General features: G+C 65.6%; 27 protein-coding genes. 25 read left to right on the top strand and 2 right to left on the bottom strand.

What is annotated here, in order from left to right:
• Nucleotide 1 precedes the first annotated feature (1 nt).
• From ACF8NF_RS20500 to ACF8NF_RS20465, 8 genes are all read left to right on the top strand, one after another.
• Nucleotides 2-541, top strand: coding sequence for a hypothetical protein (locus ACF8NF_RS20500; RefSeq protein ID WP_392451171.1), 540 nt, complete (start codon nucleotides 2-4; stop codon nucleotides 539-541).
• The gene (locus ACF8NF_RS20495; RefSeq protein WP_392451170.1) at nucleotides 538-741 is read left to right on the top strand and encodes a hypothetical protein; all 204 of its coding nucleotides are present in this window, start codon (nucleotides 538-540) and stop codon (nucleotides 739-741) included. The genes ACF8NF_RS20500 and ACF8NF_RS20495 overlap by 4 nt, the downstream gene beginning before the upstream one ends.
• Nucleotides 738-1,448 carry a hypothetical protein gene (locus tag ACF8NF_RS20490; protein ID WP_392451169.1) on the top strand — a complete coding sequence of 237 codons (711 nt, stop codon included), beginning with the start codon at nucleotides 738-740 and terminating at the stop codon, nucleotides 1,446-1,448. The genes ACF8NF_RS20495 and ACF8NF_RS20490 overlap by 4 nt, the downstream gene beginning before the upstream one ends.
• A complete protein-coding gene (locus ACF8NF_RS20485) occupies nucleotides 1,445-1,891 on the top strand; it encodes a hypothetical protein (RefSeq protein WP_392451168.1) in 447 nt (148 codons plus the stop codon). The genes ACF8NF_RS20490 and ACF8NF_RS20485 overlap by 4 nt, the downstream gene beginning before the upstream one ends.
• Nucleotides 1,884-2,384, top strand: coding sequence for a recombination protein NinB (locus ACF8NF_RS20480; RefSeq protein WP_392451167.1), 501 nt, complete (start codon nucleotides 1,884-1,886; stop codon nucleotides 2,382-2,384). The genes ACF8NF_RS20485 and ACF8NF_RS20480 overlap by 8 nt, the downstream gene beginning before the upstream one ends.
• Nucleotides 2,384-2,950, top strand: a complete 567-nt coding sequence (locus ACF8NF_RS20475) for a nuclease domain-containing protein (protein ID WP_392451166.1) — start codon at nucleotides 2,384-2,386, stop codon at nucleotides 2,948-2,950. Before ACF8NF_RS20480 ends, ACF8NF_RS20475 begins: the two co-directional genes overlap by 1 nt.
• An 83-nt stretch (nucleotides 2,951-3,033) precedes the next feature.
• Nucleotides 3,034-3,339: a hypothetical protein gene (locus ACF8NF_RS20470; RefSeq protein WP_199135433.1), complete on the top strand. Its 306-nt coding sequence runs from the start codon at nucleotides 3,034-3,036 to the stop codon at nucleotides 3,337-3,339.
• A 597-nt stretch (nucleotides 3,340-3,936) separates the two neighbouring features.
• Nucleotides 3,937-4,281 carry an IPTL-CTERM sorting domain-containing protein gene (locus tag ACF8NF_RS20465; protein WP_227472676.1) on the top strand — a complete coding sequence of 115 codons (345 nt, stop codon included), beginning with the start codon at nucleotides 3,937-3,939 and terminating at the stop codon, nucleotides 4,279-4,281.
• 5 nt (nucleotides 4,282-4,286) lie between these two features.
• Here ACF8NF_RS20465 and ACF8NF_RS20460 read toward each other — a convergent pair whose 3' ends face one another.
• Nucleotides 4,287-4,628 (bottom strand): hypothetical protein, encoded by a 342-nt coding sequence (locus tag ACF8NF_RS20460; protein WP_212646226.1) that lies wholly within the window; start codon nucleotides 4,626-4,628, stop codon nucleotides 4,287-4,289.
• 1,092 nt (nucleotides 4,629-5,720) lie between these two features.
• Here ACF8NF_RS20460 and ACF8NF_RS20455 point away from each other — a divergent pair.
• From ACF8NF_RS20455 to ACF8NF_RS20420, 8 genes are all read left to right on the top strand, one after another.
• Complete coding sequence (locus ACF8NF_RS20455; protein WP_267178334.1) at nucleotides 5,721-6,389, top strand: hypothetical protein; 669 nt, start codon at nucleotides 5,721-5,723, stop codon at nucleotides 6,387-6,389.
• Nucleotides 6,386-7,729 (top strand): PBSX family phage terminase large subunit, encoded by a 1,344-nt coding sequence (locus ACF8NF_RS20450; protein ID WP_392451165.1) that lies wholly within the window; start codon nucleotides 6,386-6,388, stop codon nucleotides 7,727-7,729. Before ACF8NF_RS20455 ends, ACF8NF_RS20450 begins: the two co-directional genes overlap by 4 nt.
• 84 nt (nucleotides 7,730-7,813) lie before the next feature.
• The gene (locus tag ACF8NF_RS20445; protein WP_241150365.1) at nucleotides 7,814-8,182 is read left to right on the top strand and encodes a hypothetical protein; all 369 of its coding nucleotides are present in this window, start codon (nucleotides 7,814-7,816) and stop codon (nucleotides 8,180-8,182) included.
• A complete protein-coding gene (locus ACF8NF_RS20440; RefSeq protein ID WP_392451164.1) occupies nucleotides 8,169-10,064 on the top strand; it encodes a hypothetical protein in 1,896 nt (631 codons plus the stop codon). The genes ACF8NF_RS20445 and ACF8NF_RS20440 overlap by 14 nt, the downstream gene beginning before the upstream one ends.
• 24 nt (nucleotides 10,065-10,088) lie before the next feature.
• Complete coding sequence (locus ACF8NF_RS20435; RefSeq protein WP_392451163.1) at nucleotides 10,089-10,529, top strand: hypothetical protein; 441 nt, start codon at nucleotides 10,089-10,091, stop codon at nucleotides 10,527-10,529.
• Nucleotides 10,526-10,852, top strand: coding sequence for a hypothetical protein (locus ACF8NF_RS20430; RefSeq protein WP_051940719.1), 327 nt, complete (start codon nucleotides 10,526-10,528; stop codon nucleotides 10,850-10,852). Before ACF8NF_RS20435 ends, ACF8NF_RS20430 begins: the two co-directional genes overlap by 4 nt.
• Complete coding sequence (locus ACF8NF_RS20425) at nucleotides 10,849-11,427, top strand: glycoside hydrolase family protein (RefSeq protein WP_392451162.1); 579 nt, start codon at nucleotides 10,849-10,851, stop codon at nucleotides 11,425-11,427. Before ACF8NF_RS20430 ends, ACF8NF_RS20425 begins: the two co-directional genes overlap by 4 nt.
• On the top strand, nucleotides 11,424-11,900 hold the full coding sequence (locus tag ACF8NF_RS20420) for a hypothetical protein (RefSeq protein WP_392451161.1): 477 nt from the start codon (nucleotides 11,424-11,426) through the stop codon (nucleotides 11,898-11,900). The genes ACF8NF_RS20425 and ACF8NF_RS20420 overlap by 4 nt, the downstream gene beginning before the upstream one ends.
• Before the next feature lie 48 nt (nucleotides 11,901-11,948).
• Here the strand turns inward: ACF8NF_RS20420 and ACF8NF_RS20415 are convergent, their stop codons facing one another.
• Nucleotides 11,949-12,656, bottom strand: a complete 708-nt coding sequence (locus ACF8NF_RS20415; RefSeq protein ID WP_392451160.1) for a hypothetical protein — start codon at nucleotides 12,654-12,656, stop codon at nucleotides 11,949-11,951.
• A 183-nt stretch (nucleotides 12,657-12,839) separates the two neighbouring features.
• Between ACF8NF_RS20415 and ACF8NF_RS20410 the strand changes: the two genes are divergently transcribed.
• The 9 genes from ACF8NF_RS20410 to ACF8NF_RS20370 all read left to right on the top strand — a co-directional run.
• Nucleotides 12,840-13,817, top strand: a complete 978-nt coding sequence (locus tag ACF8NF_RS20410) for a hypothetical protein (protein ID WP_392451159.1) — start codon at nucleotides 12,840-12,842, stop codon at nucleotides 13,815-13,817.
• A gap of 8 nt (nucleotides 13,818-13,825) precedes the next feature.
• The gene (locus tag ACF8NF_RS20405) at nucleotides 13,826-14,032 is read left to right on the top strand and encodes a hypothetical protein (protein ID WP_392451158.1); all 207 of its coding nucleotides are present in this window, start codon (nucleotides 13,826-13,828) and stop codon (nucleotides 14,030-14,032) included.
• A 58-nt stretch (nucleotides 14,033-14,090) separates the two neighbouring features.
• Nucleotides 14,091-15,206 carry a N4-gp56 family major capsid protein gene (locus ACF8NF_RS20400; RefSeq protein ID WP_209803153.1) on the top strand — a complete coding sequence of 372 codons (1,116 nt, stop codon included), beginning with the start codon at nucleotides 14,091-14,093 and terminating at the stop codon, nucleotides 15,204-15,206.
• A 29-nt stretch (nucleotides 15,207-15,235) separates the two neighbouring features.
• Nucleotides 15,236-15,685, top strand: coding sequence for a hypothetical protein (locus tag ACF8NF_RS20395; protein ID WP_126313070.1), 450 nt, complete (start codon nucleotides 15,236-15,238; stop codon nucleotides 15,683-15,685).
• Between the two features lie 80 nt (nucleotides 15,686-15,765).
• Complete coding sequence (locus ACF8NF_RS20390) at nucleotides 15,766-16,149, top strand: hypothetical protein (RefSeq protein ID WP_392451156.1); 384 nt, start codon at nucleotides 15,766-15,768, stop codon at nucleotides 16,147-16,149.
• Nucleotides 16,150-16,177: 28 nt separating this feature from the next.
• Entirely contained in the window at nucleotides 16,178-16,774 is a 597-nt protein-coding gene (locus tag ACF8NF_RS20385; protein ID WP_392451155.1) for a hypothetical protein, read from the top strand.
• Complete coding sequence (locus tag ACF8NF_RS20380) at nucleotides 16,765-17,397, top strand: DUF6682 family protein (RefSeq protein WP_392451154.1); 633 nt, start codon at nucleotides 16,765-16,767, stop codon at nucleotides 17,395-17,397. The genes ACF8NF_RS20385 and ACF8NF_RS20380 overlap by 10 nt, the downstream gene beginning before the upstream one ends.
• Nucleotides 17,398-17,488: 91 nt before the next feature.
• Nucleotides 17,489-17,905 carry a hypothetical protein gene (locus tag ACF8NF_RS20375; protein WP_272206426.1) on the top strand — a complete coding sequence of 139 codons (417 nt, stop codon included), beginning with the start codon at nucleotides 17,489-17,491 and terminating at the stop codon, nucleotides 17,903-17,905.
• 3 nt (nucleotides 17,906-17,908) lie between these two features.
• Nucleotides 17,909-18,750, top strand: an 842-nt coding sequence (locus ACF8NF_RS20370) for a hypothetical protein (protein ID WP_392451153.1), incomplete at its 3' end; no start/stop codon positions are given.

The following is an 18,750-nucleotide window of genomic DNA, read 5'->3' as shown; positions in this document are numbered from 1 at the left end:
AATGCAAAAAATTTCTGCGCTGGCACCGGCAGCGCTGCGCGATGGTGCGCGAGAGCCGGCGGACCAGGCCGCCGCGAACCCGGCCGTGAAGAACCTGTTCCTCGTGATGCAGGGCTGCTACGGGTCGTTGTTCCTGAGCAAGTTCGCCACGGGCGTGCTGGACGACCAAGGCCGTGACCTGGGCGTGCGCGCCGCAATGCGGGTCTGGCGCACAACGCTGGCCAAGTACTCGCCGGACGTGATCGAGTCCGCTGTCGCACGCCTGACGGCAGAGCACCCGGACTATCCGCCGCACCTGCCGCAGTTTGAGGCCATGTGCAGGGCTGCCACGCCGCGCAGGACGCACGCAGAGGAGCAGGGTTGGCTGGCACTGCCGGCGCCCAACGCGGCGCCTGTGCACGTCCAGATCGAGCCGCAGGGCGATGGCAAGGACTGGGCCCGCCGCATCGTGGCGCGCGTGCAGGCCGGCGACCAGACGCTGACGCGCACGGCCATCCGCGCCGCAATGCAGGCCCTGGGCATGGAGGGCTGGCCGCGATGACCCTGCTGCAGCTGCTCAAGACCGGCGCCGTGCTGCGCTACCGGCCCGGGTTCCGCTTCTACGCGGTCCAGCGCGGCCGTGAGATCCCCGTCAACCAGGTGGAGGCCGAGGCAGCCGTGCGCGTCGGCCGCGTCCGCCCCGAAAGCACCGGCCCTGATGGGTTCGGCGTCTACCACTTCGCTCTCAGGAACACCCAATGACCCGCAGGTTTGAATTCGACCGCGACCAGGTGCTGGCCACTATTGAGGCCGGCCCGGTGCAGTACGCCGCCCTGGCCGGCACCATGTCCGATCCGGCCCGCGCCCAGTTGCGCGCCATCATCGATGAGCTGATGGGGCAGGGCCTCATCCGCCTGATCCAACTGGATCGGTTCCCGCACTACGTGGTCACCGATTGGGTGATGCCCGACGAGCTGCGCCTGCAGCTGATCGAGGGCAAGTGCAAGCGCACCGTGGACGGGTGCCTGGTCTGGACTGGCTATATCGACCCGCGCCGCGGCCCCATGGTGCGCTTTGGCCCGGACGGGCCGGTCACATCCGCACGCCGCGTGGTCTGGGCGATCAAGCGCGGCCCGCTGGGCCTGCAGCAGACCGTGCGCGCTGGTTGTGACGATCCCGCATGCGTGGCCTACGAGCACATGAAGCTGGGAACGCGCGCGGACAAGTCGCGTGGGCGCAGCCTCACGCCGCTGACAAAGCTGCGCATTGCCCGCGCCCAACAAGCCGCGCGGGGCAAGCTGGACATCGAAAAAGTGCGAGCCATCCGCGCGAGCAATGAACCAGAGGCAGTCCTGGCGGACCGCTACGGCGTCTCCAAGCCCACCATCGGGCAGATCCGCAGGAACGAGACATGGCGTGAGGAGGGTGGCATGTTCACCGCGCTGATCCCAGGGAGGGCGCGGGCATGAGCGTGATCCTTGGAATGGACCCTGGAGCCAATACGGGCGTGGCCGTGTTCGTGGACGGCCAGCTGGTGGAGCTGCTGACGATTCCGCCGCACCACATCGAGCGCACGCTGGCCGCACGCATGCCGTCGCGCGTGGTCTTCGAAGACAGCCGGCTGCAGTCGCATACCTGGACGCGCGGCAAGACCGGCGCCGCCAGCGCCAAGATGGCGCGCAATGTGGGGCAGGTGGACGCGCGCTGTGCGGACATCACGGCGCACTGCGCAGATCTGGGCATCCCTGCCCACGGCGTCAGCCCGGCAGGGAAGGGCGGCAAGCTGGATGCGAAGCGCTTCGCCGCGATCACGGGCTGGACGGGCCCGAGCAACGAGCACAGCCGCGATGCGGCCATGGTGGCCTGGCCATTCCGCCGCGCTGCGGATCTTCGGGGAGTGCGCCATGGCTGAGATTGCCCTGCACGCTCACTGGGACGGCCCCGAGCAGGCCCGGGCCAACTTCCTGCAGCGCGTGGCGCCCTGGTGCATGCAGCAGTGGGAGGCTGGCCGCAGGCTGGAGGTGTTCGTGCGTCTGCACGAGGACGCCAAGACCGACAGGCAGCGCGTTTTCTATCACGACTTCGTGCTGGCCGAGATCGCGCGCCAGGTGGTCATCGACGGCCGCCGGCACTCGAAGGCCACCTGGAAGGAGCACTTCCGCGCCGAGTACCTGGGCAGCCGTGCGGTGACGCACCATGACCCGATCAGCGGCGCCACGACCACCACGCAGGAGCGCATCAGCACGGAAAGCCTGAACGTGCGCGAGTACGCGGACTTGATTGACCGGGTGATGGCTCACGCCATCGATGACTTGAAGGTCGAGTTCCCGGCCACGTTTGAGGAGTGGGAGCGCGAGCAGACCCACCCGGACACGGGCGAGGTGATTGGCGGGGTGTCTCCCTGATGCGCCGCACTGCCTTCAAGTCCGGCGGGGCAGGGTTCCGCCTGCGGGCCGCTCCTGCGTCCCATGCTGCCCACGAGCTGGCGCGCGAGCAGCGCCTGGAGGCCCGTGCTGCCCGCGCCATGGCCGAGGCCCGGCCGCGCGCTGCCACTGTGGCGCTCATCGATCAGCACCAGGTCGTGCCCGCGCCGAAGACGGTGGCCCAGCGCAACCCGCGCCTGCGTGCCCTGGCCAAGGGTCAGCAGTGCCTGCTGCTGGTACCGGGGATCTGCACGAAGGACACCACCACCGTGGTCTGCTGCCACAGCAATCTGTCCATCCACGGGAAGGGGGAGCGCAGGAAGGCAGACGACCACTACAGCGTCTGGGGCTGTGCCGCGTGCCATTCCTGGCTTGACCAGGGGCCTGCGCCTGCCGCGCGCAAGGAAGCCGCGTTCATGGCCGCGCATCTGCGCCAGGTCCTGGCATGGCGCGCGCTGGCCTACGCCCCGAACATAGATGCCCGCGACCGCGCCGCTGTGCTGTGGGCGCTGGGCCTGCTCAACGCCACGCCGATTCTGGATTTTTGAAAGAGGACCATCTTGGAAACCAAGGCCGCGAAGATGAACCGCGACGACACGCGAAAACAAGAAGGTGGCCCCGCTTGAGCTGCATGGACTGGATGGCTGGCCAGCTGGAGGGCTGGCACGAGGAGGGGGCACGGCACAACAACCCGCGTCCTGCGGGCGTCATCCGCCCGGGCAGTGGCACCGACGTGCTGCTGCGGTTTCTACGCCAGGCCCCCGGGCGCTGGTTTTTCCATGCCGAGCTGGTCCTGGCCCTGGGCCGCAGCAAGGGGGAGATCGATTGGGCGCTGCAGTACTTGGTGCGCGAGTGCCAAGTGGAAAGCCGGCTCACGGAGCTGCCGGCGCGCAAGCCAGTGCATCGCTACAGACTGAGAGAAGGATCGACAACATGACCACGACAACGGGAAGGCCAGCCCCAGGCGGGCGACATCTACGCATACAGAGAGCACGCATTTGGGTAGCACACTAATAGTTAATAGTTTTCGATAAATGAAATGAGGCTATCAATTGTTAATTTTTGTTAACTAAATGCTATTTTGTATCTGATGATCCTGCGGTGGGGCCTGCACCAAGGAGGTTGCGTGCCCGCTTGAAAACTTAGGGGCATAACGCCCCGTCGCGGAGATCATCAAATGGTAGGACTGGGTAAGCGTAGCTTTGCTTCGCTGGTTCTGAGCGCAGCGGTGTGTGGATCGGCATGGGGGCAGATGGTCGTGCCGCAGGGGAGCAGTATTGATCTTGCTGGAGGCTCTTTTCAGCTTCCTTGCACGGCGGTCATCATGCAGGGCGAGTTGACTTTGGGTACGGGGAGTTTTGACACCGGCTCGTTCGCTTTCGACTCAGGGGCTACGGTCACTGGGACAGGGGGGCAACTGAACGTCAGCGGGGACCTTACGAGCACCGTCCCTCTGAATTTGGGAGCCAGCAGCGTGGTCCTGTCGGACAGCTGTGCGCCCGGTTCTGTTCTTCAACTGAGTGGAAACCTCATCGTGAAAGATCTCACGCTGATCAGCACCACAGCCACCCCGCCCACCATCGTCTTGCCGGCGGGTACCAACCTGACGGTTCTTGGAACGCTGACTCTCGGCACTCCTGGTCGGCCGGTCGTGCTGACTTCGTCTGGCCCTGGCACTGCCGTCGTCACGATGGGGCCTGGCGCCACGTTGTCGAATCCCAGCGGTAGCGCCGTACCTGGAAATGTGCAGATCGGGGCACCGGTGGTGACTTCTCCGGCAAGCATCCCCACGCTCAGTACCTATGGGCTGATGTTGATGAGCTTGATGCTTGGTGGTCTGGCCCTGGCTCGCCAACGTCGTAGCCGTACAACACTCTGAGCTGTTCATTCTCTCTCTTCATCCTGGGCTCGTAGGTCTGGCGCAGGGTGCCCAAGTGCTTTTATCTCAACGGCAGCTGAACTATGTCCCGTAAAGAAATCAACGTACCTTCTCGCCTGATTTTTGCTTTGTGCCTGAGCGCTGGCTTCCTCGCGCCTGTCGCGCACGCTGCTGATGTCAGCATCACCATGCCTCCAGGCGGAAATTTCATTATCAAAAATTCGGCAGGGGCCGAGCGTCTGCGTGTACAGAACACAGGTGAAGTCGTGGTTCCGGCTTTGCCGGCCGATACAGCCACTGGCAGCCAGCTGCTGTGTGTCGATGGCGTGACGGGACAACTGGTGCATTGCGCTCCAGGCATTGGCGCAGGAGCCACGGGTGCGACGGGGGCAACAGGACCCACTGGCGCCACAGGGGCTATCGGTCCCGTGGGTCCTACAGGCGCAGGGGCGACGGGAGCCACGGGCTCGACAGGTGTTACTGGAGCGACAGGCGTAACGGGGCCGACAGGCGCCACGGGCGTGACGGGAGCCACGGGTCAGACGGGCGCTACTGGTGAGACAGGAGCGACAGGCCCAACAGGTGCGACGGGCGCCACGGGTGCCACCGGCCCCACGGGCAATACCGGTGCCGTAGGTCCGCAGGGTCCTCAGGGCTTGCAGGGTATACAAGGCGTCCAGGGTGTACCCGGCACCACAGGAGCTTCGGGCAATGTGGGTGCGACGGGTCCCCAGGGTATTCAAGGCGAGACCGGTGCCACGGGCGCGACAGGGCCTGCTGGTCCTGCCGGCGGTGGCGTGACTTTGGTTGACGCCAACAATGTGACCCTGGGTAAGGTGGTGAGCGCGGCGCGAAACAGCATCACCCTAGTGACCAGCACCGGCCACCTGATGGTGATGTCGTGGGATGGGACGCTTCCCAACTCCCAGATTTACTATAAGGGCACGGGCCCAGGCAACTGTTCTGGTGAAGCGTACTTGAATTCTGGTAGTCCCTCGACGGCAAGTTCCATCTACGCCAAGACGGTTGTATGGTCGCTTTCGCTGAGTTCATTCATGGTGACGTCGGCGACACCTCAGTCCAACGGAACGGTAGTGTCCGTTCTTCCGACAGGTATCACAGGGTTCGACAATTCGAGTTGCGGAACCTCTACGGGAGGGCAGTACGGCTGGCTGCTGCAGCCCGTCGCGGCATCTCAGATTGGCCTACCCTCGCCGATCGTTGCTCCCTTGAGGTTGGAGTAGGCGCAGTAACTAGTCTGTGATGGAAGCAGGGCCCGCAAATGCGGGCCTTGTTTTATGTCACGTGTCATCAGGACTCCGCGCCAGGATCGGCACAGGGCTCGTATTCAGCGCAGTACGCCTGTATGCCCTGCGACAGAGCTGCTTCCTCAGGGTTGCTTTGCGGAGTGCCGTCCCAAGCCTGCCAGCTTCGGGCGGATGAGCAAGGAACACAAGCAGTCCCCCCAGTGGGAGCGCATCGAGCTGGACTACAGGGCCGGCATCAAGAGCCTGAGGCAGATCGCAGCAGAGCAGGGCATCAGCGAGGGGGCGATCCGCAAGCGGGCCAAGCGTGATGACTGGAGCCGGGACCTGTCGGAGCGCATTCAGGAGAAGGCAGAGCAGCTGGTACGCAAGGAGGCGGTACGCAGCGAGGTACGCGCGGAGCGTACTGCGTCGGAGCGTGAGGTGGTGGACGCGAATGCGCAGGCTGTGGCCACGATCCGGCTGGCGCACAGGCGGGACATCCAGCGGGCGCGCAAGATCACCAATGCGCTGCTGGATGAGCTGGAGCAGATGGCGGATGCGGACACGGTGGCCTATCTGCAGGAGCTGGGCGAGATGCTGCGCGCGCCCGACGACAACGGCATGGACAAGCTGAACGACCTGTACCAGAAGGTCATCAGCCTGCCGGAGCGCTCCAAGACCATGAAGGTGCTGGCCGAGAGCCTGCGCATCGTGGTGGACATGGAGCGCCAGGCCTTCGGCATGAACGACAAGGACGCGGGCAAGGGGCCGAACGGCGGCGGCAACGTGGGCCACTTCGAGCTGCACTTCGTGGATGCGCCGGCGCGCGAGCACGATCCGCGAGACGAGGAAGGCGCATGAACCTGCTGTCCGACAGCATGCAGGCCGCGCACCCGGCTGATGAGGAGCCGGACTTTGCCGAGGACTACGAGGTAGACCGCTCGCGCGTTCGTGTCGAGTTCCCCTCGAAGCTGCGCGGCCTGTTCCAGCCCAAGCGCTTCAAGGTCATGTACGGCGGGCGCGGCGGGGCCAAGTCCTGGTCTGTGGCCATGGCCCTGCTGGTGATGGGCAGCAATCGCCCGCTGCGCATCCTGTGCGCGCGCGAGATCCAGAAGTCCATGCGGGATTCGGTGCACCGCCTGCTGTCCGACCAGATTGCGACGCTGGGCCTGGGCGGCTTCTACGAGGTGCTGGACACGGAGATCCGCGGGGCCAACGGCACGCTGATCCTGTTCGCGGGCCTGCAGAGCCACACGGTGGACTCGATTAAGTCCTATGAGGCCATCGACATCGTGTGGGTGGAAGAGGCCCAGAGCGTCAGCGCGCGCAGCTGGGAGGTCCTGGTGCCGACCCTCCGCCGGCCTGGCTCGGAAATCTGGCTCACGCTGAACCCGGACCTGGCCACGGACGCCACCTATGCCCGGTTCATCGAGGCCGCCGACAGCGACACCTGGCTTTGCGAAATCAACTGGCGGGACAACCCCTGGTTCCCCGAGGTGCTGGAGAAAGAACGCCGCCGGCACTTCAAGCGCGACCCGGACACCTACTGGAACATCTGGGAGGGCCGCCCCAAGCGCACCCTGGCCGGCGCGATCTACGCGAAGGAGGTGGAGCGCCTGTACAACGACGACCGCGTGTGCCTGGTGCCCTACAACCCCAAGCTGCCCGTGCACACGGTCTGGGACTTGGGCTGGGCCGACAACATGGCCATCGCCTTCGTGCAGCGCACGGCCATGGATTTCCGCGTCATCAACTTCATGCAGGACAACCAGAAGACGCTGGAGTGGTACGTGGAGCAGATGGAGAAGCTGCCGTACCGCTGGGGCACGGACTTCCTGCCGCACGACGGCGCCCACGGCGACTTCAAGACCGGGCAGACGGCCCAGCAGATCCTGGAGGACATGGGCCGCGAGGTCGAGGTGCTGGAGCGCGCGGGCCTGGAGTCGGGCATCCGCCTGGCGCGCGGCATCTTCTCCTCGGCCTACATCGATGCCCAGCGCTGCGCCAAGCTGCTGGACTGCCTGAGCCGGTACAAGCGCCAGATCGACCCGCGCACGGGCGAGCCGGGGCCGCCGCTGCACGATGACGCCAGCCACGGCGCAGACGTGTGGCGCTACATCAACATGGCCCTGCCGCTGATGGACAACGACACTGCGGGCGCTGTGCCTCTCAGGCGACGCGCGGGCGGCATGGCACGCTGATCCCGTACCAAGCCTGCCACTTTCGCGGGCATGCCTGCATGTATCGACCTGCGCAAAGCGCACCTTCACCGCCAGCATGGGGACTTGCTGGCCGTCTACACCTGGATCAATGCCGAGCGCGCACTGGTCCTGATCCCGGCCTACCGCCCCAAAGCCCCGTGGTACGTGGTGATGGAGAGCGCGGCCTATCTCTACGATGACCCCGCCTATCTGGCCCGCGCCTGCGTCAAGGCCTGCGAGGTGCTGGGCATCGAGCCCAACCGGCCGAACTGGGTGCGCGTGGCCACCATCGTCAACGAGGGCCTGCCCGACTTGGTGAGCATGCCCAGCGAGCCCACATGGCAGCGCCCAGGCCAGGAGTTCGGCACCCTGGTGGTCAAGTCCGACGGCAAGGAGATCGCGGCCGAGGCCCTGACCATCCCGGACCTGGGGGCCGAATATGTCCCAGCTTGAGGCCCGCTTCAACCGCCGCGCGGGCGTGGGCGAGCGCATCCTGAACGATTTGCCGCTGGAGTTCGACGCCGACGAGGAGGCGCCGCCACACCCTCTGGACCAGCCCGAGGCCCGCAAGACGCTGCGCAAGCTCCTGAGCTGGTACTACCGTGAGCGCGAGATCCAGGCCGAGAACCGCCTGCAGATGTCCATCGACGCCGACTACTACGACGGCGACCAGTGGGACCCGGCCGACGCTGCCACGCTGGAGGAGCGCGGCCAGGTGCCCCTGGTGTTCAACGAGGTCGCCGTGATGTGCGACTGGCTCATTGGCACGGAGCGCCGCGCGCGCGTGGACTGGAGCGTGCTGCCGCGCGCCGAGGACGACGTGCAGCTGGCCGACGTGAAGACCAAGGTGCTCAAGTACGTCAGCGACGTGAACCGCACCACGTTCAACCGCTCGCGCGCCTTCGAGGACACCGTGAAGGTGGGCGTGGGCTGGGTGGACTCCGGCGTGCGCAACGACCCCACCAAGGACATCATCTACGACAAGTACGAGGACTGGCGCAATGTGCTCTGGGACTCGATGGCCATGGAGCCGGACCTGAGCGATGCGCGCTACCTGTTCCGCACGCGCTGGGTGGACGAGGACGTGGCCATCACCATGTACCCGCAGCGCCGCGACGTGCTGGAGCGGGCCGTGCTGCGCGAGGAGGAGTTCAGCGCCCAGCAGTGGGCCGAGGACGAATTCTTCTTCCAGGGCCATACCAGCGAGCGCCATGTCAGCGGCACCAGCGGCAGCTACCTGGCCGGCGGACGCGGCAACATCGACAGCGAGGCGCGGCGCCGCGTGCGCCTGATCGAGTGCCAGTTCCGCATGCCGGCGTCCGTGCAGGTGGTGACCAGCGGCCCCTTCAAGGGCTCGTTCGTGGAGCCCTGGGACCATGCGCTGCGCGCCGTGGTTGGTGCGCACGGCGGCTCCATCGTGGAGCGTGTCGCCATGCGCATGCACGTCGCGGTCTTCACCGAGGGCCATCTGCTGGCCCTGGGCCCAACGCCCATGCGCCACAACAGTTTCAGCCTGACGCCCATCTGGTGCTACCGGCGCGGCCGGGATCGCATGCCCTACGGGGTGGTGCGCCGCGTGCGCGATCTGCAGATGGATCTGAACAAACGGGCCAGCAAGGCGCTGTTCCTGCTGTCCACGAACCAGATCTTTGCGGAGAAGGGCGCCTTCGATGACATCAACGAAGCGCGCGAGGAGGTCAACCAGCCGGACGGCGTGGTGATCTACAAGGCTGGCAAGAAGTTCGAAGTCCACCGCGACAGCGAGATGGCCGCCGGCCAGGTGCAGATGATGACGCTGGACGGCCAGGCCATCCAGAAGTCCGCAGGCATCAGCGACGAGAACCTGGGCCGGCGCACCAACGCCGTCAGCGGCCGCGCGATCGAGGCCCGCCAACTGCAGGGCTCGGTCGTGACCACGCAGCCCTTCGACAACCTGCGCTTCGCTGTGCAGATCCAGGGAGAGAAGCTGCTGAGCCTGGTGGAGCAGTGGTACACGGAGGAGAAGGTCATTCGCCTCTCGGGCCACAAGGGCCGGCTGGACTGGGTGAAGGTCAACCAGCCCGAGGTCCAGCCAGACGGGAGCGTGCGCTACCTGAACGACATCACGTCCAGCATGGCCGACTTCGTGGTGTCCGAGCAGGACTATTCGGGCACGCTGCGCCAGGTCATGTTCGAGAGCCTGAACCAGCTGGCGGGCCGTCTGCCGCCCGAGGTGGCCATCCGCATCATGACGCTGGCCATGGAGTATTCGGACCTGCCGAACAACGACCTGGTGGCCGACGAACTGCGCAAGCTCACCGGCGAGCGCGACCCCAACAAGCCCCTCACGCTCTAGGAGCAGCAGCAGGTCCAGCAGCAGATGCAGGCCCAGGCCGAGGCCCTGCAGATGCAGCAAGAGAGCGCGCGCCAAGCGCTGGCCGAGCAGCAGGCCAAGGTCCGGGAAATCAACGCCCGCGCCGAGAAGCTGGAAGCAGAGGCCGAGCAGCTGCGCGCCGCCGGCGGCAACCCGGCGCTGGCCCAGCAGATGGAGGGCGTGGCCGCCACCGTGCGCCGCGATGCCGACATGGAGCTGGAGGAGACGCGCCGCAAGCTGGCCAAGGCTCAGGCCGACCTGGCCAACAAGACGCTGCAGATCAAAGGCGACCAGGACGTGCGCCTGCAGGTGGCCCACATCGAGGCCGATTCGCGCGAGCGCGTGGCCCAGATCCAGGCCGCCAGCCGCGAACGGCTCGATGCCGTGGACGCCCAACTGAACCGCTTTCCCCCCACCCCCGACAGCCAGCCGGCCGCCGAACAATGAACATCGACACCCTCAAGGAAGTGCTCGGCCTGGCCAACGGCCTGACTGCAGAGCACAAGAACGACCTGATCCTGGCCGGCGTGAAGTCCGCGCCTGCCGTGGGCGCCAGCGCGGGCGCCGTCGCCACCCAGCAGACGGAGGCCACGCTCCTGGGCCTCACGGGCAATGCTTGGGTGATCGTGGCCACGCTGATCCTCATCGCCCTGCAGGTGGCGCATCTTGCCTGGAAGTGGCGCCGCGACTACCGCATGGACCAGGAGCACCAGACGGACCGCGCGCGCATCGTGCGCATGGCGGGCGGCCGCGAAGGAGACGAGCAATGACCGGCCGTGTGCCTGCTGCAGGCCTGCGCGTGGGTGCGGCCATCCTGGCCGGCTGGATGCTTGCCGAGGGCTTCAGTTCCAGCCCCATCATCCCGGTGCGCGGCGATGTGCCCACCATTGGCCATGGCGCAACACGCTACGAGGACGGCACGCACGTGACCATGGCAGATCCGCCGATCACAAGAGAGAGGGCGCGCGACCTGGCTGCCAACCTGCTGGACCAGGAGTACGGCGCCTGCGTGCGGGCCTCGCTGGGCGACACGCTGGTGCACCCGGACGAGTTCGCCCAGGCGGTGGACTTCGCGGGTCAGTACGGCTGCGCGGCGTGGCGCGGCTCCTCGATGCTGACGCGCACGCGGGCTGGCGACTATGCCGGCGCTTGCCAGGCCTACCTGGCCTATCGCTTCATGACCAGTGCCCAGCCCCTGCAGGGCTACAGCGCCTACCAGTGGGGCGCGGGCGGGCAGCCCACCCGGTGGCGCTTCGACTGCTCGGCGCCCGGCAACAAGGTTTGCCGTGGTGTCTGGACTCGCCAGCAGGCGCGGCACGCCGCGTGCATGGACGCGCAGCAATGAGCGTTCGCGCCATCACTCATTTGGCCGCCGCCGGCCTGGCCGCGTTCTTGGCTTGGAGCTACCAGGGCGCGCGGCTGGGCGCCGACCTGGCCGAGGCCCGCGCCGCAGCCGTGGGCGAAAAGTTGGCAGTCAGCACAGCACAGCGCGCGGCCGACGCCCGCGTGCGCCAAGCCGAGAAGGCCATCAACACCAACTACCAGGAGGCGCTGAATGCTGCCCGAACCCGCGAGGCGCTGCTGCGCCGTGATCTTGACCAGTTGCGCGCTGTCTCTGACGGCCTGCGCGAGCAATCCGCAGATGCCGCCCGCCGACTTGCCAGCGCTCCCCCTGCTGCCGTCCTTGAGTACGCCACTGCCCTCGGAGTCTTATTTGAAGACTGCCGCGCAGCGTATGGAGACATGGCGGCAAAGGCTGCAGGGCACGCAGCTGATGTCCAAACCCTGAGCGCAACTTGGCCCGCATATGGTAATTAATTTGCTTTTTATATTTATAATAGCAAGGTGATTATTGAAAAATTGAATCTAATCCGATATTCCTAATTTTATGAAGTGCTTGTTTAATGACTGGCATAACAAGTGATAATCATGCATACTCTCCGATAAAGTGCTTAAGTTTTCATTGCCTATGTGAGCTGTTATTAAAATATCCATTGCGATAAAATGGTTGCAATCATCGATTTTTGTTAAATCTGATACTAAAGATGCATCCAGGAAACGTATTTGATCAAGAAGCTTTCTTATTTGCCTTCTATTGCTCTCTTTGTAGTAGTGAAAATACTGCATCCAACTTGCGTGTTCGCCAGTGTTGGGTGAAATAACTATTGGTGCTTCTCCATAGGGATGTAACTTGCTTAGTGCATTCTCTAGATGCTGTGCATTTAGATTGTTGGTATCCAGAATTATTCCGCTGTATTGCGATATGGTATTTATTTGTGCTGCGCTGTCTGTGACTATTTTGGTAGCGTGACTAGTTATATAAGGTTTTAGTATTTCATTGTCTGATTTCTCTTTGATGTGAACAACAAACAAATAAAAAATGTAGCTTGCAACTATAGATGCTAATATACCCTCGAAAATCACTCCGATGTCGTAGGCGCCAGGAAATAGCTGAGGAAATCTATTTAATATTAATATCTTAAAGCCAATTAAAGACAAAGCAGAGATAGTTAGTGTATTTGCCTCTTTGGATGCAGTTTTTATAAGTCTTTTGATTTGAGTGATATTATTCATTTTATAAAGCTTTAAATGGATTTATTTTCATTTGTGGTGAATAAAGATTTCCGTCAGCCACTACGATGGGCTATCAATGTGCGAAACAATCGTTGTCAGCTGTATAACAGCAAGCCCGGCTTTTAGCAAAGCCGTACCAAGCCTGCCACCCTGCCGTGATCCGAACCACGAAAGGACGCACACATGAGCTTGAACGACGACCACCTGCGCCTCCTGTCCGACGCCGAGCGCGAGGCCATGGAAGCCGACGAAAACGACTACGACCCCGAGGAAGACAACGTTGCAGCGCTGGCTGCTCTGGGGCGCGGCCCCCTCGATGCGCAAAAGGAAGAAGAGGGCGACGACGACGCGGCTGACGCGGGCAAGGGCAAGCCCGAGCCCAGCTCGCCCATCGAGCCCACTGAAACCACCGCTGCGCCCGCTGCAGCGCCTGCAGCCGCTCTTGCTGCAGCGCCCGCAGAACCCACTGATGCCACGCAGCCCACCAACGCACCGGCACCGAATCCGCAGACTGCGCAGCAGGCCGGCGGCTACCGTGCAGAGCTGCCTGCCGACTATGACGCCCAGGTGAAGGCCAACAAGGACGCCGTGGCCGCCGCTCGCGCCAAGTTCAACGAGGGCGAGCTGGAGCAGGCCGAGCTGGACGCGGAGCTGGACCGCCTGCAGGACGAGCGCGACCTGCTGCGCGACATGAAGACGCGCGCCACGGTGTCGGCCGAGATGCAGCAGCAGTCCACCCACCAGGCCTGGACCGCCACCATCAACGGCTTCTTCGAGGAAGCGGCCCAGAGCGCAGAGCTGGGCATCGTGGACTACCGCAAGGACGCGGCCAAGCAGGCGGATCTGGACGCCATGGTGCGCGCGCTGGGCGCGGCGCCCGGCAATGAGCACAAGCCCATGCGCTGGTTCCTGGAAGAGGGGCACCGCCGCGTGGTGGCTCTGCATGGTATTGCCACGACCAAGAAGCCGGCGGACGTGCGACGCAAGCCTGACGCCTCGGCGGTGGTCACCAATCTGGCCGACGTACCCGGCGGCGCGGGCGATGCCGACCCCGTGAGCGACGAGTTCGCCGAACTGGACAAGCTCACCGGCCTGGACTACGAGCGCGCGCTGGGCCGCCTGTCTGAAGACAAGCGCGCGCAGTACCTGCGTTCGCTGTGAAGGAGCCCATGGCACAGACAACTGCATCGCCGCCCGACATGCGCCGCATCTTCATGGAGCTGCGCACGGGCGATGTGCTGGAGGTGGGCGGTGTGCGCATCCAGCTGGAATACAAGAAGGGGCAGGCCGCACGCATGGTGATCGCGGCGGCGCCGGATACCTGCGTTCGCAAGATCGCAGCGGCCTCGCGGCCCGTACCAAGCCTGCCAACCTGAACACCGAACTTTTTCAACCGGGGCGCTGGAGTGCTCGCTACCACAATAGGAGCAATCCATGGGTAAGACCGTTGTGGGCGTGAACAGCCCGCGTGCCGTCAAGCGCTTTTCTGGCGACTTGGCTCTCGATGTGTCCCAGGCCTCGTACTTCGGCAAGCGCTTCGCGGCCGTGGGCCAGGGCGCCAAGACGCCAATCCAACTGCTGACGGATCTGGAATCCGAGGCGGGTGACCTGGTCAGCTATGACCTGCTGGCCGAGTTGCGCATGGCGCCCGTCGAGGGCGACGATGTGCTGGAGGGCAAGGAAGAAGGGCAGCGTTTCTACACCGATGAGCTGTACATCGACCAGGCGCGTGGCGGCGTCAACACGGGCGGCCGCATGTCGCGCAAGCGCACGCTGCACGATCTGCGCATGCGCGCCAAGCAGCAGCAGGCCAACTGGTGGGGCCGCTTCCAGGACGAACTGACTTTCACCTACCTGTCTGGCTCGCGCGGCATCAATGCCAACTTCATCCTGCCGCTGGGCTACCAGGGCCGAGCCAAGAACCCGCTGACGGCGCCTACGCCCAACCAGCACCTGTTCGGCGGCGATGCCACGGCGGTGGCCAACCTGGATGCCACCGACAAGATGTCGCTGGCGGTGGTGGACCGTGCCCGCGTTCGCGCGGACAGCCAGGGTGGCGGCGCCACCAACATCCCCGTCATGCAGCCCTGCGTGGTCGATGGCGAGGAAGTGTTCGTCATGGTCATGCACACCTTCCAGGAAGACGACCTGCGCAAGGAAACCGGCACGGGCGGCTGGCTGGAACTGCAAAAGGCGGCGGCCGCTGCTGTGGGCTTCAAGTCGCCGCTGTTCAAGAGCGCGCTGGGCATGTACCGCAACGTGGTGCTGCACTCGCACCGCAACGTGATCCGCCACAACACCCATGGCGCCACGGGCGACCTGGAAACGGCGCGCGCGCTGTTCATGGGTGCGCAGGCCGGCGTAATGGCCTTCGGCTCGCCGGGCACGGGCATGCGCTACGGCTGGCATGAGGAAACCCGCGACAACGGCAACCAGGTCGTGATCACCACGTCGTCCATCTTCGGCGTCAAGAAGTCGGTCTTCGAGATCGAGGGCGAGAAGCAGGACCACGGCGTCTACGGCATCGACACGGCCGCTGCGTCGCGCTGACCCAACCCAACGAATCAGAGGAGTCAGACATGGCTTTCAAGCAACTCAGTGCCGTGGCCGCAGGCCACCAGGCCCCCATCACCCCCGGCGGCTCCGAGCTGGTGCGCTCGCGCTTCGGCCAGCCCCTGGCCGTGGCCGACCACGCAGTCGGCGCCCGTGGCGTCATCGGCATCCTGCCCGCCGGCACTCTGCCCGTGTCCCTGTTCATCCGCGTGCCTGCCGCCTTGGGCGCGGGCTTCAAGGCCTCCATCGGCCTGGCGGATGCGGCCGGCGACATCAGCGCTGCGGCCGACGACGGCGGCGGCGCCTGGGTCACGGACAACGACGCAGGCGCGGCCGGCGGCTATGTGCACCTGGTGCCCGCAGCCTTTGCCAAGCTGGTGCCCAAGGACGAAGACCGCCGCATCGTCCTCAAGGTCACAGGCGCGGGCACGGCCGCAGGCCTCTTCGCCCTGGACCTGATCTACACGAACGCCTGACAGCGTGTGCGCGCCCCGCAAGGGGCTTTTCCCCGGTGGCATCCGCTGCCGGGGCTTTTTGAACCCCGGAGAACCAAACCATGAAGCTGTTCACTTCGCTGCCCGCACGCAAGGACGGAACCCTGATCGTGCGCCTCAAGGGCGCCACCTATGTTTTCGAGGGCAAGCCGCTGGCCTGCGAGGTCGAGAACGAGGCCCATGCCGAGCACCTGCGCGCCGGCAACTTCCAGACCGAAGAGGACTTCGAGGCCGAGCAGAAATTCCTGCGCATGTCTGCCGAGCGCGAAGCCCGCCGCGCAGCCCAGGACGGCAAGGCCCCGTCCTCGCGCGGCACCTTCTCGCCCGGCGTGGGCCCGGACGATGAGGACGACCTGGATGGCGGCACCGGCATGCCCCAGGAATCCGACTCTGCGCCCACCGGCCGCGTGCGCCGCGCTGCCCGCTCCTCCAACGTGACCGGCTGATCGCACCATGGCCAGCTGGGAGAACTGGATGCCGGAGCTGGTCCTGGCTGCCCCCAAGGCGCCGGTCCCGCTCATCCACCTGGCGCTGAACCGCGCCGCGCGCACCTTCCTCAAGGCCACACGCGCCTGGCAGGAATGGTTGGAGCCCACGGACGTGACCGGCGAGGCCTTCGCCGAATACACCTTCGAGCTGCCCCAGGGCGCGGAGCTGCTGCGCCTGGAGCGCGCCACGCTGGCCGGGCGCCCGCTGGAGGTGGCCAAGGCTCGCGACCTGCCGGCCGATCCCTGGCAGCAAGAGCTGCGCGGCAAGCTCTACCTGGTCACGACGAACCTGCGCGAATTCACAGTACGCACGGGCAGCGCGGGCCGGCTGCAGGTCTACGCCTCGCTGATGCCGTCCCTGCGCGGCAACAGCGTGCCCGACGAGGTGGCCTCGCTCTACCATGAGGCCATCCGCGAGGGTGCCAAGGCCGAACTGCTGGCCACCGAGGGCACGGACTACTACAAGCCCGACCAGGCCGGCGTGGCCCTGGCGTTCTTCCAGCGCGCCGTGGATGACGCCACGGCCGACGTGTGGCGCTCCAACACCAGCCGCGGCTCGCGGGGGAGGGCATCATGGCTTTGACCGTGGCCCAGCTGCTGGACGACGCGGCGCGCGACCTGCAGGACAAGGGGCACATCCGCTGGACCCGCGCGGATCTGCTGGACTGGTTCAACGCGGCGCAGCGCGCCTTTGCCGAGCAGCGGCCCGACCAGATGGCCCAGCCGCGCGACCTGGTGCTGGCCGACGGGTGGCGGCAGGAGCTGCCGGCCGGCGTGCTCACGCTGATCGACATCACGAACAACGCCAACGCCACGCAGCGGCGCATCACCAAGACCGACCTGTGGGTGCTGGACGCCGTGGCCGGCGCCTGGCGCTCAGGCTCGCCGGGCCGCGAGGTGCAGCACTACATGCACGACCTGGGCACGCCGCAGGAATTCCTGGTCTATCCGCCCGTGGCCGCCGGCACCAAGGTGCGCGCCATGGTGGGTGTCGCGGCTGTGGACCTGGCCGACGAGAGCGGAACGCCCAGCGTGCCCGAGCGCTGGATGGACGCCCTGCGGCACTTCGTGCTGTTCCGTGCCTGGTCCATCGACGCCGAGTTCGGCGGCAACGCGACCATCGCGGCGGCGCACCGTTCCCTCTACAACGAGGCGCTGGGCATTCAGGCCCAGGCAGCAGCAACGACGGCCGTGGCGCAGAAGTAAGCGCAAGAAATCCCCGGTGGTGACCAAGCCTGCCTATACTGCGGGCAATTTCCACTGGGGCGCTGGAGTGCTCGGAACCATAGGAGCCGATATGGCTGGTTTCTCGACCTCCCTCGCCAACGCGATCATCAGCGCCACGCTGCGCAAGCAGGCCTTCCCGGCCATCCGCAACACCTTCTTCGCCCTGTTCACGGCGGACCCCACCGACGCCTTCACCGCCGGCACCGAGGTGGCAGCACCCTGGTACCAGCGCGTGCCCACGGGCGCCTTTGCCGCGCCCAACAACGGCGCCACCTACAACGCTGTGCGTGCGGAGTTTCCGCCCGTCACGGGCGCCCAGGTCACGGTCACGCACATCGGAATCATGGAAGGTGACTCGGCCACCGATGGAACGGCCACGCTCATGTATTCCGAGCCGCTGCCCAACCCGCGCACGCTGCAGATCAACGACGTGTTCCTGGTGGACAGCCAGGCCCTTACAGGCGACTTCACGCTGCAGCTGCTGTAAGCCATGAACCGGGGTGCACTCAATGGCTTCGCGCTGAACGGGCGGGCCTCCGATCCCGTGGTGAGCATCCGCGTGGACGCCAAGGGCTATGCCCGTGTGCGTGCCGGCGGGAGAGTGCTCGCCTATGCCGTTGTCCACTCGGCTCCGGCCGCTGCGCTCACCGGCCCGCTGGGCCGCGTGCATGCCAAGCTCTCGGCCGATTCCGTGGCGCGCGCAGCTGTCGAGGGCGTGCTGGGCCGGGTCCATGTGCGCAGCCTGCTGGCAGCCACGGGCCGCGCCATCGTCAAGGTCACGCTGCCGCCCGTGCGCGGGCGAGTGGCAGCTCAGGCCCGTGCCAGCGCCACGGTCACGGCCCATGTGCAGGCCCGCATTGGGGTGGGCGCGACTGCGCGTGCCAGCTTCAAGCCCCAGGCGCGTTTGCTGCGCCGTGGCCCTTTGCAATCCACGCCCACCGCCCGTGGCACAGCCGATGGCCGCATCTACGTGCGCCGCTGGCTGCGTTCGCCTGTGGACGGCAAGAGCCAAGCCTTTGTTATCACGCAGGGGCGGGTCGAGGCGCGTCTGGCCGCGCTGGTCCAGGCCAAGGCTGCGATCACGGCCCGTGGGCAGCGCCTGGTGCGCGCGCCGCTGCAGGCCCAGGGCGTGGCCTTCATCGAGATTGATCCCGCCGTGCACAAGCGCCTGCCCTTCGATGAGCAGGCGCCCGAATCCCGCACCTTCCTCGTGCCCGCAGGAATGACCACCTTCTACGTCACAGACCAGGGGCAAAGCATGTTCCGCACTTCCCCCATGCAGCCTGCAGACACGCAGGACTACGACATCGAGTTCGCCGACTGGTTTCCGCC

Source organism: Delftia sp. WSY_22 (assembly GCF_043104185.1).
In the GTDB taxonomy this organism is placed as follows: domain Bacteria; phylum Pseudomonadota; class Gammaproteobacteria; order Burkholderiales; family Burkholderiaceae_C; genus Comamonas; species Comamonas tsuruhatensis.
The sequence above is the reverse complement of the archived record's forward strand: the minus strand, read 5'-3'. Positions and strand labels throughout refer to the sequence as shown.

Bases quoted from the DNA above. Each gene is read 5' to 3' on its own strand.
- ACF8NF_RS20500 (WP_392451171.1), top strand. From the start codon at position 2: ATGCAAAAAATTTCTGCGCTGGCACCGGCAGCGCTGCGCGATGGTGCG.
- ACF8NF_RS20495 (WP_392451170.1), top strand. From the start codon at position 538: ATGACCCTGCTGCAGCTGCTCAAGACCGGCGCCGTGCTGCGCTACCGG.
- ACF8NF_RS20490 (WP_392451169.1), top strand. From the start codon at position 738: ATGACCCGCAGGTTTGAATTCGACCGCGACCAGGTGCTGGCCACTATT.
- ACF8NF_RS20485 (WP_392451168.1), top strand. From the start codon at position 1,445: ATGAGCGTGATCCTTGGAATGGACCCTGGAGCCAATACGGGCGTGGCC.
- ACF8NF_RS20480 (WP_392451167.1), top strand. From the start codon at position 1,884: ATGGCTGAGATTGCCCTGCACGCTCACTGGGACGGCCCCGAGCAGGCC.
- ACF8NF_RS20475 (WP_392451166.1), top strand. From the start codon at position 2,384: ATGCGCCGCACTGCCTTCAAGTCCGGCGGGGCAGGGTTCCGCCTGCGG.
- ACF8NF_RS20470 (WP_199135433.1), top strand. From the start codon at position 3,034: ATGGACTGGATGGCTGGCCAGCTGGAGGGCTGGCACGAGGAGGGGGCA.
- ACF8NF_RS20460 (WP_212646226.1), bottom strand. From the start codon at position 4,628: ATGCACCAGTTGTCCCGTCACGCCATCGACACACAGCAGCTGGCTGCC.
- ACF8NF_RS20455 (WP_267178334.1), top strand. From the start codon at position 5,721: ATGAGCAAGGAACACAAGCAGTCCCCCCAGTGGGAGCGCATCGAGCTG.
- ACF8NF_RS20450 (WP_392451165.1), top strand. From the start codon at position 6,386: ATGAACCTGCTGTCCGACAGCATGCAGGCCGCGCACCCGGCTGATGAG.
- ACF8NF_RS20440 (WP_392451164.1), top strand. From the start codon at position 8,169: ATGTCCCAGCTTGAGGCCCGCTTCAACCGCCGCGCGGGCGTGGGCGAG.
- ACF8NF_RS20435 (WP_392451163.1), top strand. From the start codon at position 10,089: ATGCAGGCCCAGGCCGAGGCCCTGCAGATGCAGCAAGAGAGCGCGCGC.
- ACF8NF_RS20430 (WP_051940719.1), top strand. From the start codon at position 10,526: ATGAACATCGACACCCTCAAGGAAGTGCTCGGCCTGGCCAACGGCCTG.
- ACF8NF_RS20425 (WP_392451162.1), top strand. From the start codon at position 10,849: ATGACCGGCCGTGTGCCTGCTGCAGGCCTGCGCGTGGGTGCGGCCATC.
- ACF8NF_RS20420 (WP_392451161.1), top strand. From the start codon at position 11,424: ATGAGCGTTCGCGCCATCACTCATTTGGCCGCCGCCGGCCTGGCCGCG.
- ACF8NF_RS20415 (WP_392451160.1), bottom strand. From the start codon at position 12,656: ATGAATAATATCACTCAAATCAAAAGACTTATAAAAACTGCATCCAAA.
- ACF8NF_RS20410 (WP_392451159.1), top strand. From the start codon at position 12,840: ATGAGCTTGAACGACGACCACCTGCGCCTCCTGTCCGACGCCGAGCGC.
- ACF8NF_RS20405 (WP_392451158.1), top strand. From the start codon at position 13,826: ATGGCACAGACAACTGCATCGCCGCCCGACATGCGCCGCATCTTCATG.
- ACF8NF_RS20400 (WP_209803153.1), top strand. From the start codon at position 14,091: ATGGGTAAGACCGTTGTGGGCGTGAACAGCCCGCGTGCCGTCAAGCGC.
- ACF8NF_RS20395 (WP_126313070.1), top strand. From the start codon at position 15,236: ATGGCTTTCAAGCAACTCAGTGCCGTGGCCGCAGGCCACCAGGCCCCC.
- ACF8NF_RS20390 (WP_392451156.1), top strand. From the start codon at position 15,766: ATGAAGCTGTTCACTTCGCTGCCCGCACGCAAGGACGGAACCCTGATC.
- ACF8NF_RS20385 (WP_392451155.1), top strand. From the start codon at position 16,178: ATGCCGGAGCTGGTCCTGGCTGCCCCCAAGGCGCCGGTCCCGCTCATC.
- ACF8NF_RS20380 (WP_392451154.1), top strand. From the start codon at position 16,765: ATGGCTTTGACCGTGGCCCAGCTGCTGGACGACGCGGCGCGCGACCTG.
- ACF8NF_RS20375 (WP_272206426.1), top strand. From the start codon at position 17,489: ATGGCTGGTTTCTCGACCTCCCTCGCCAACGCGATCATCAGCGCCACG.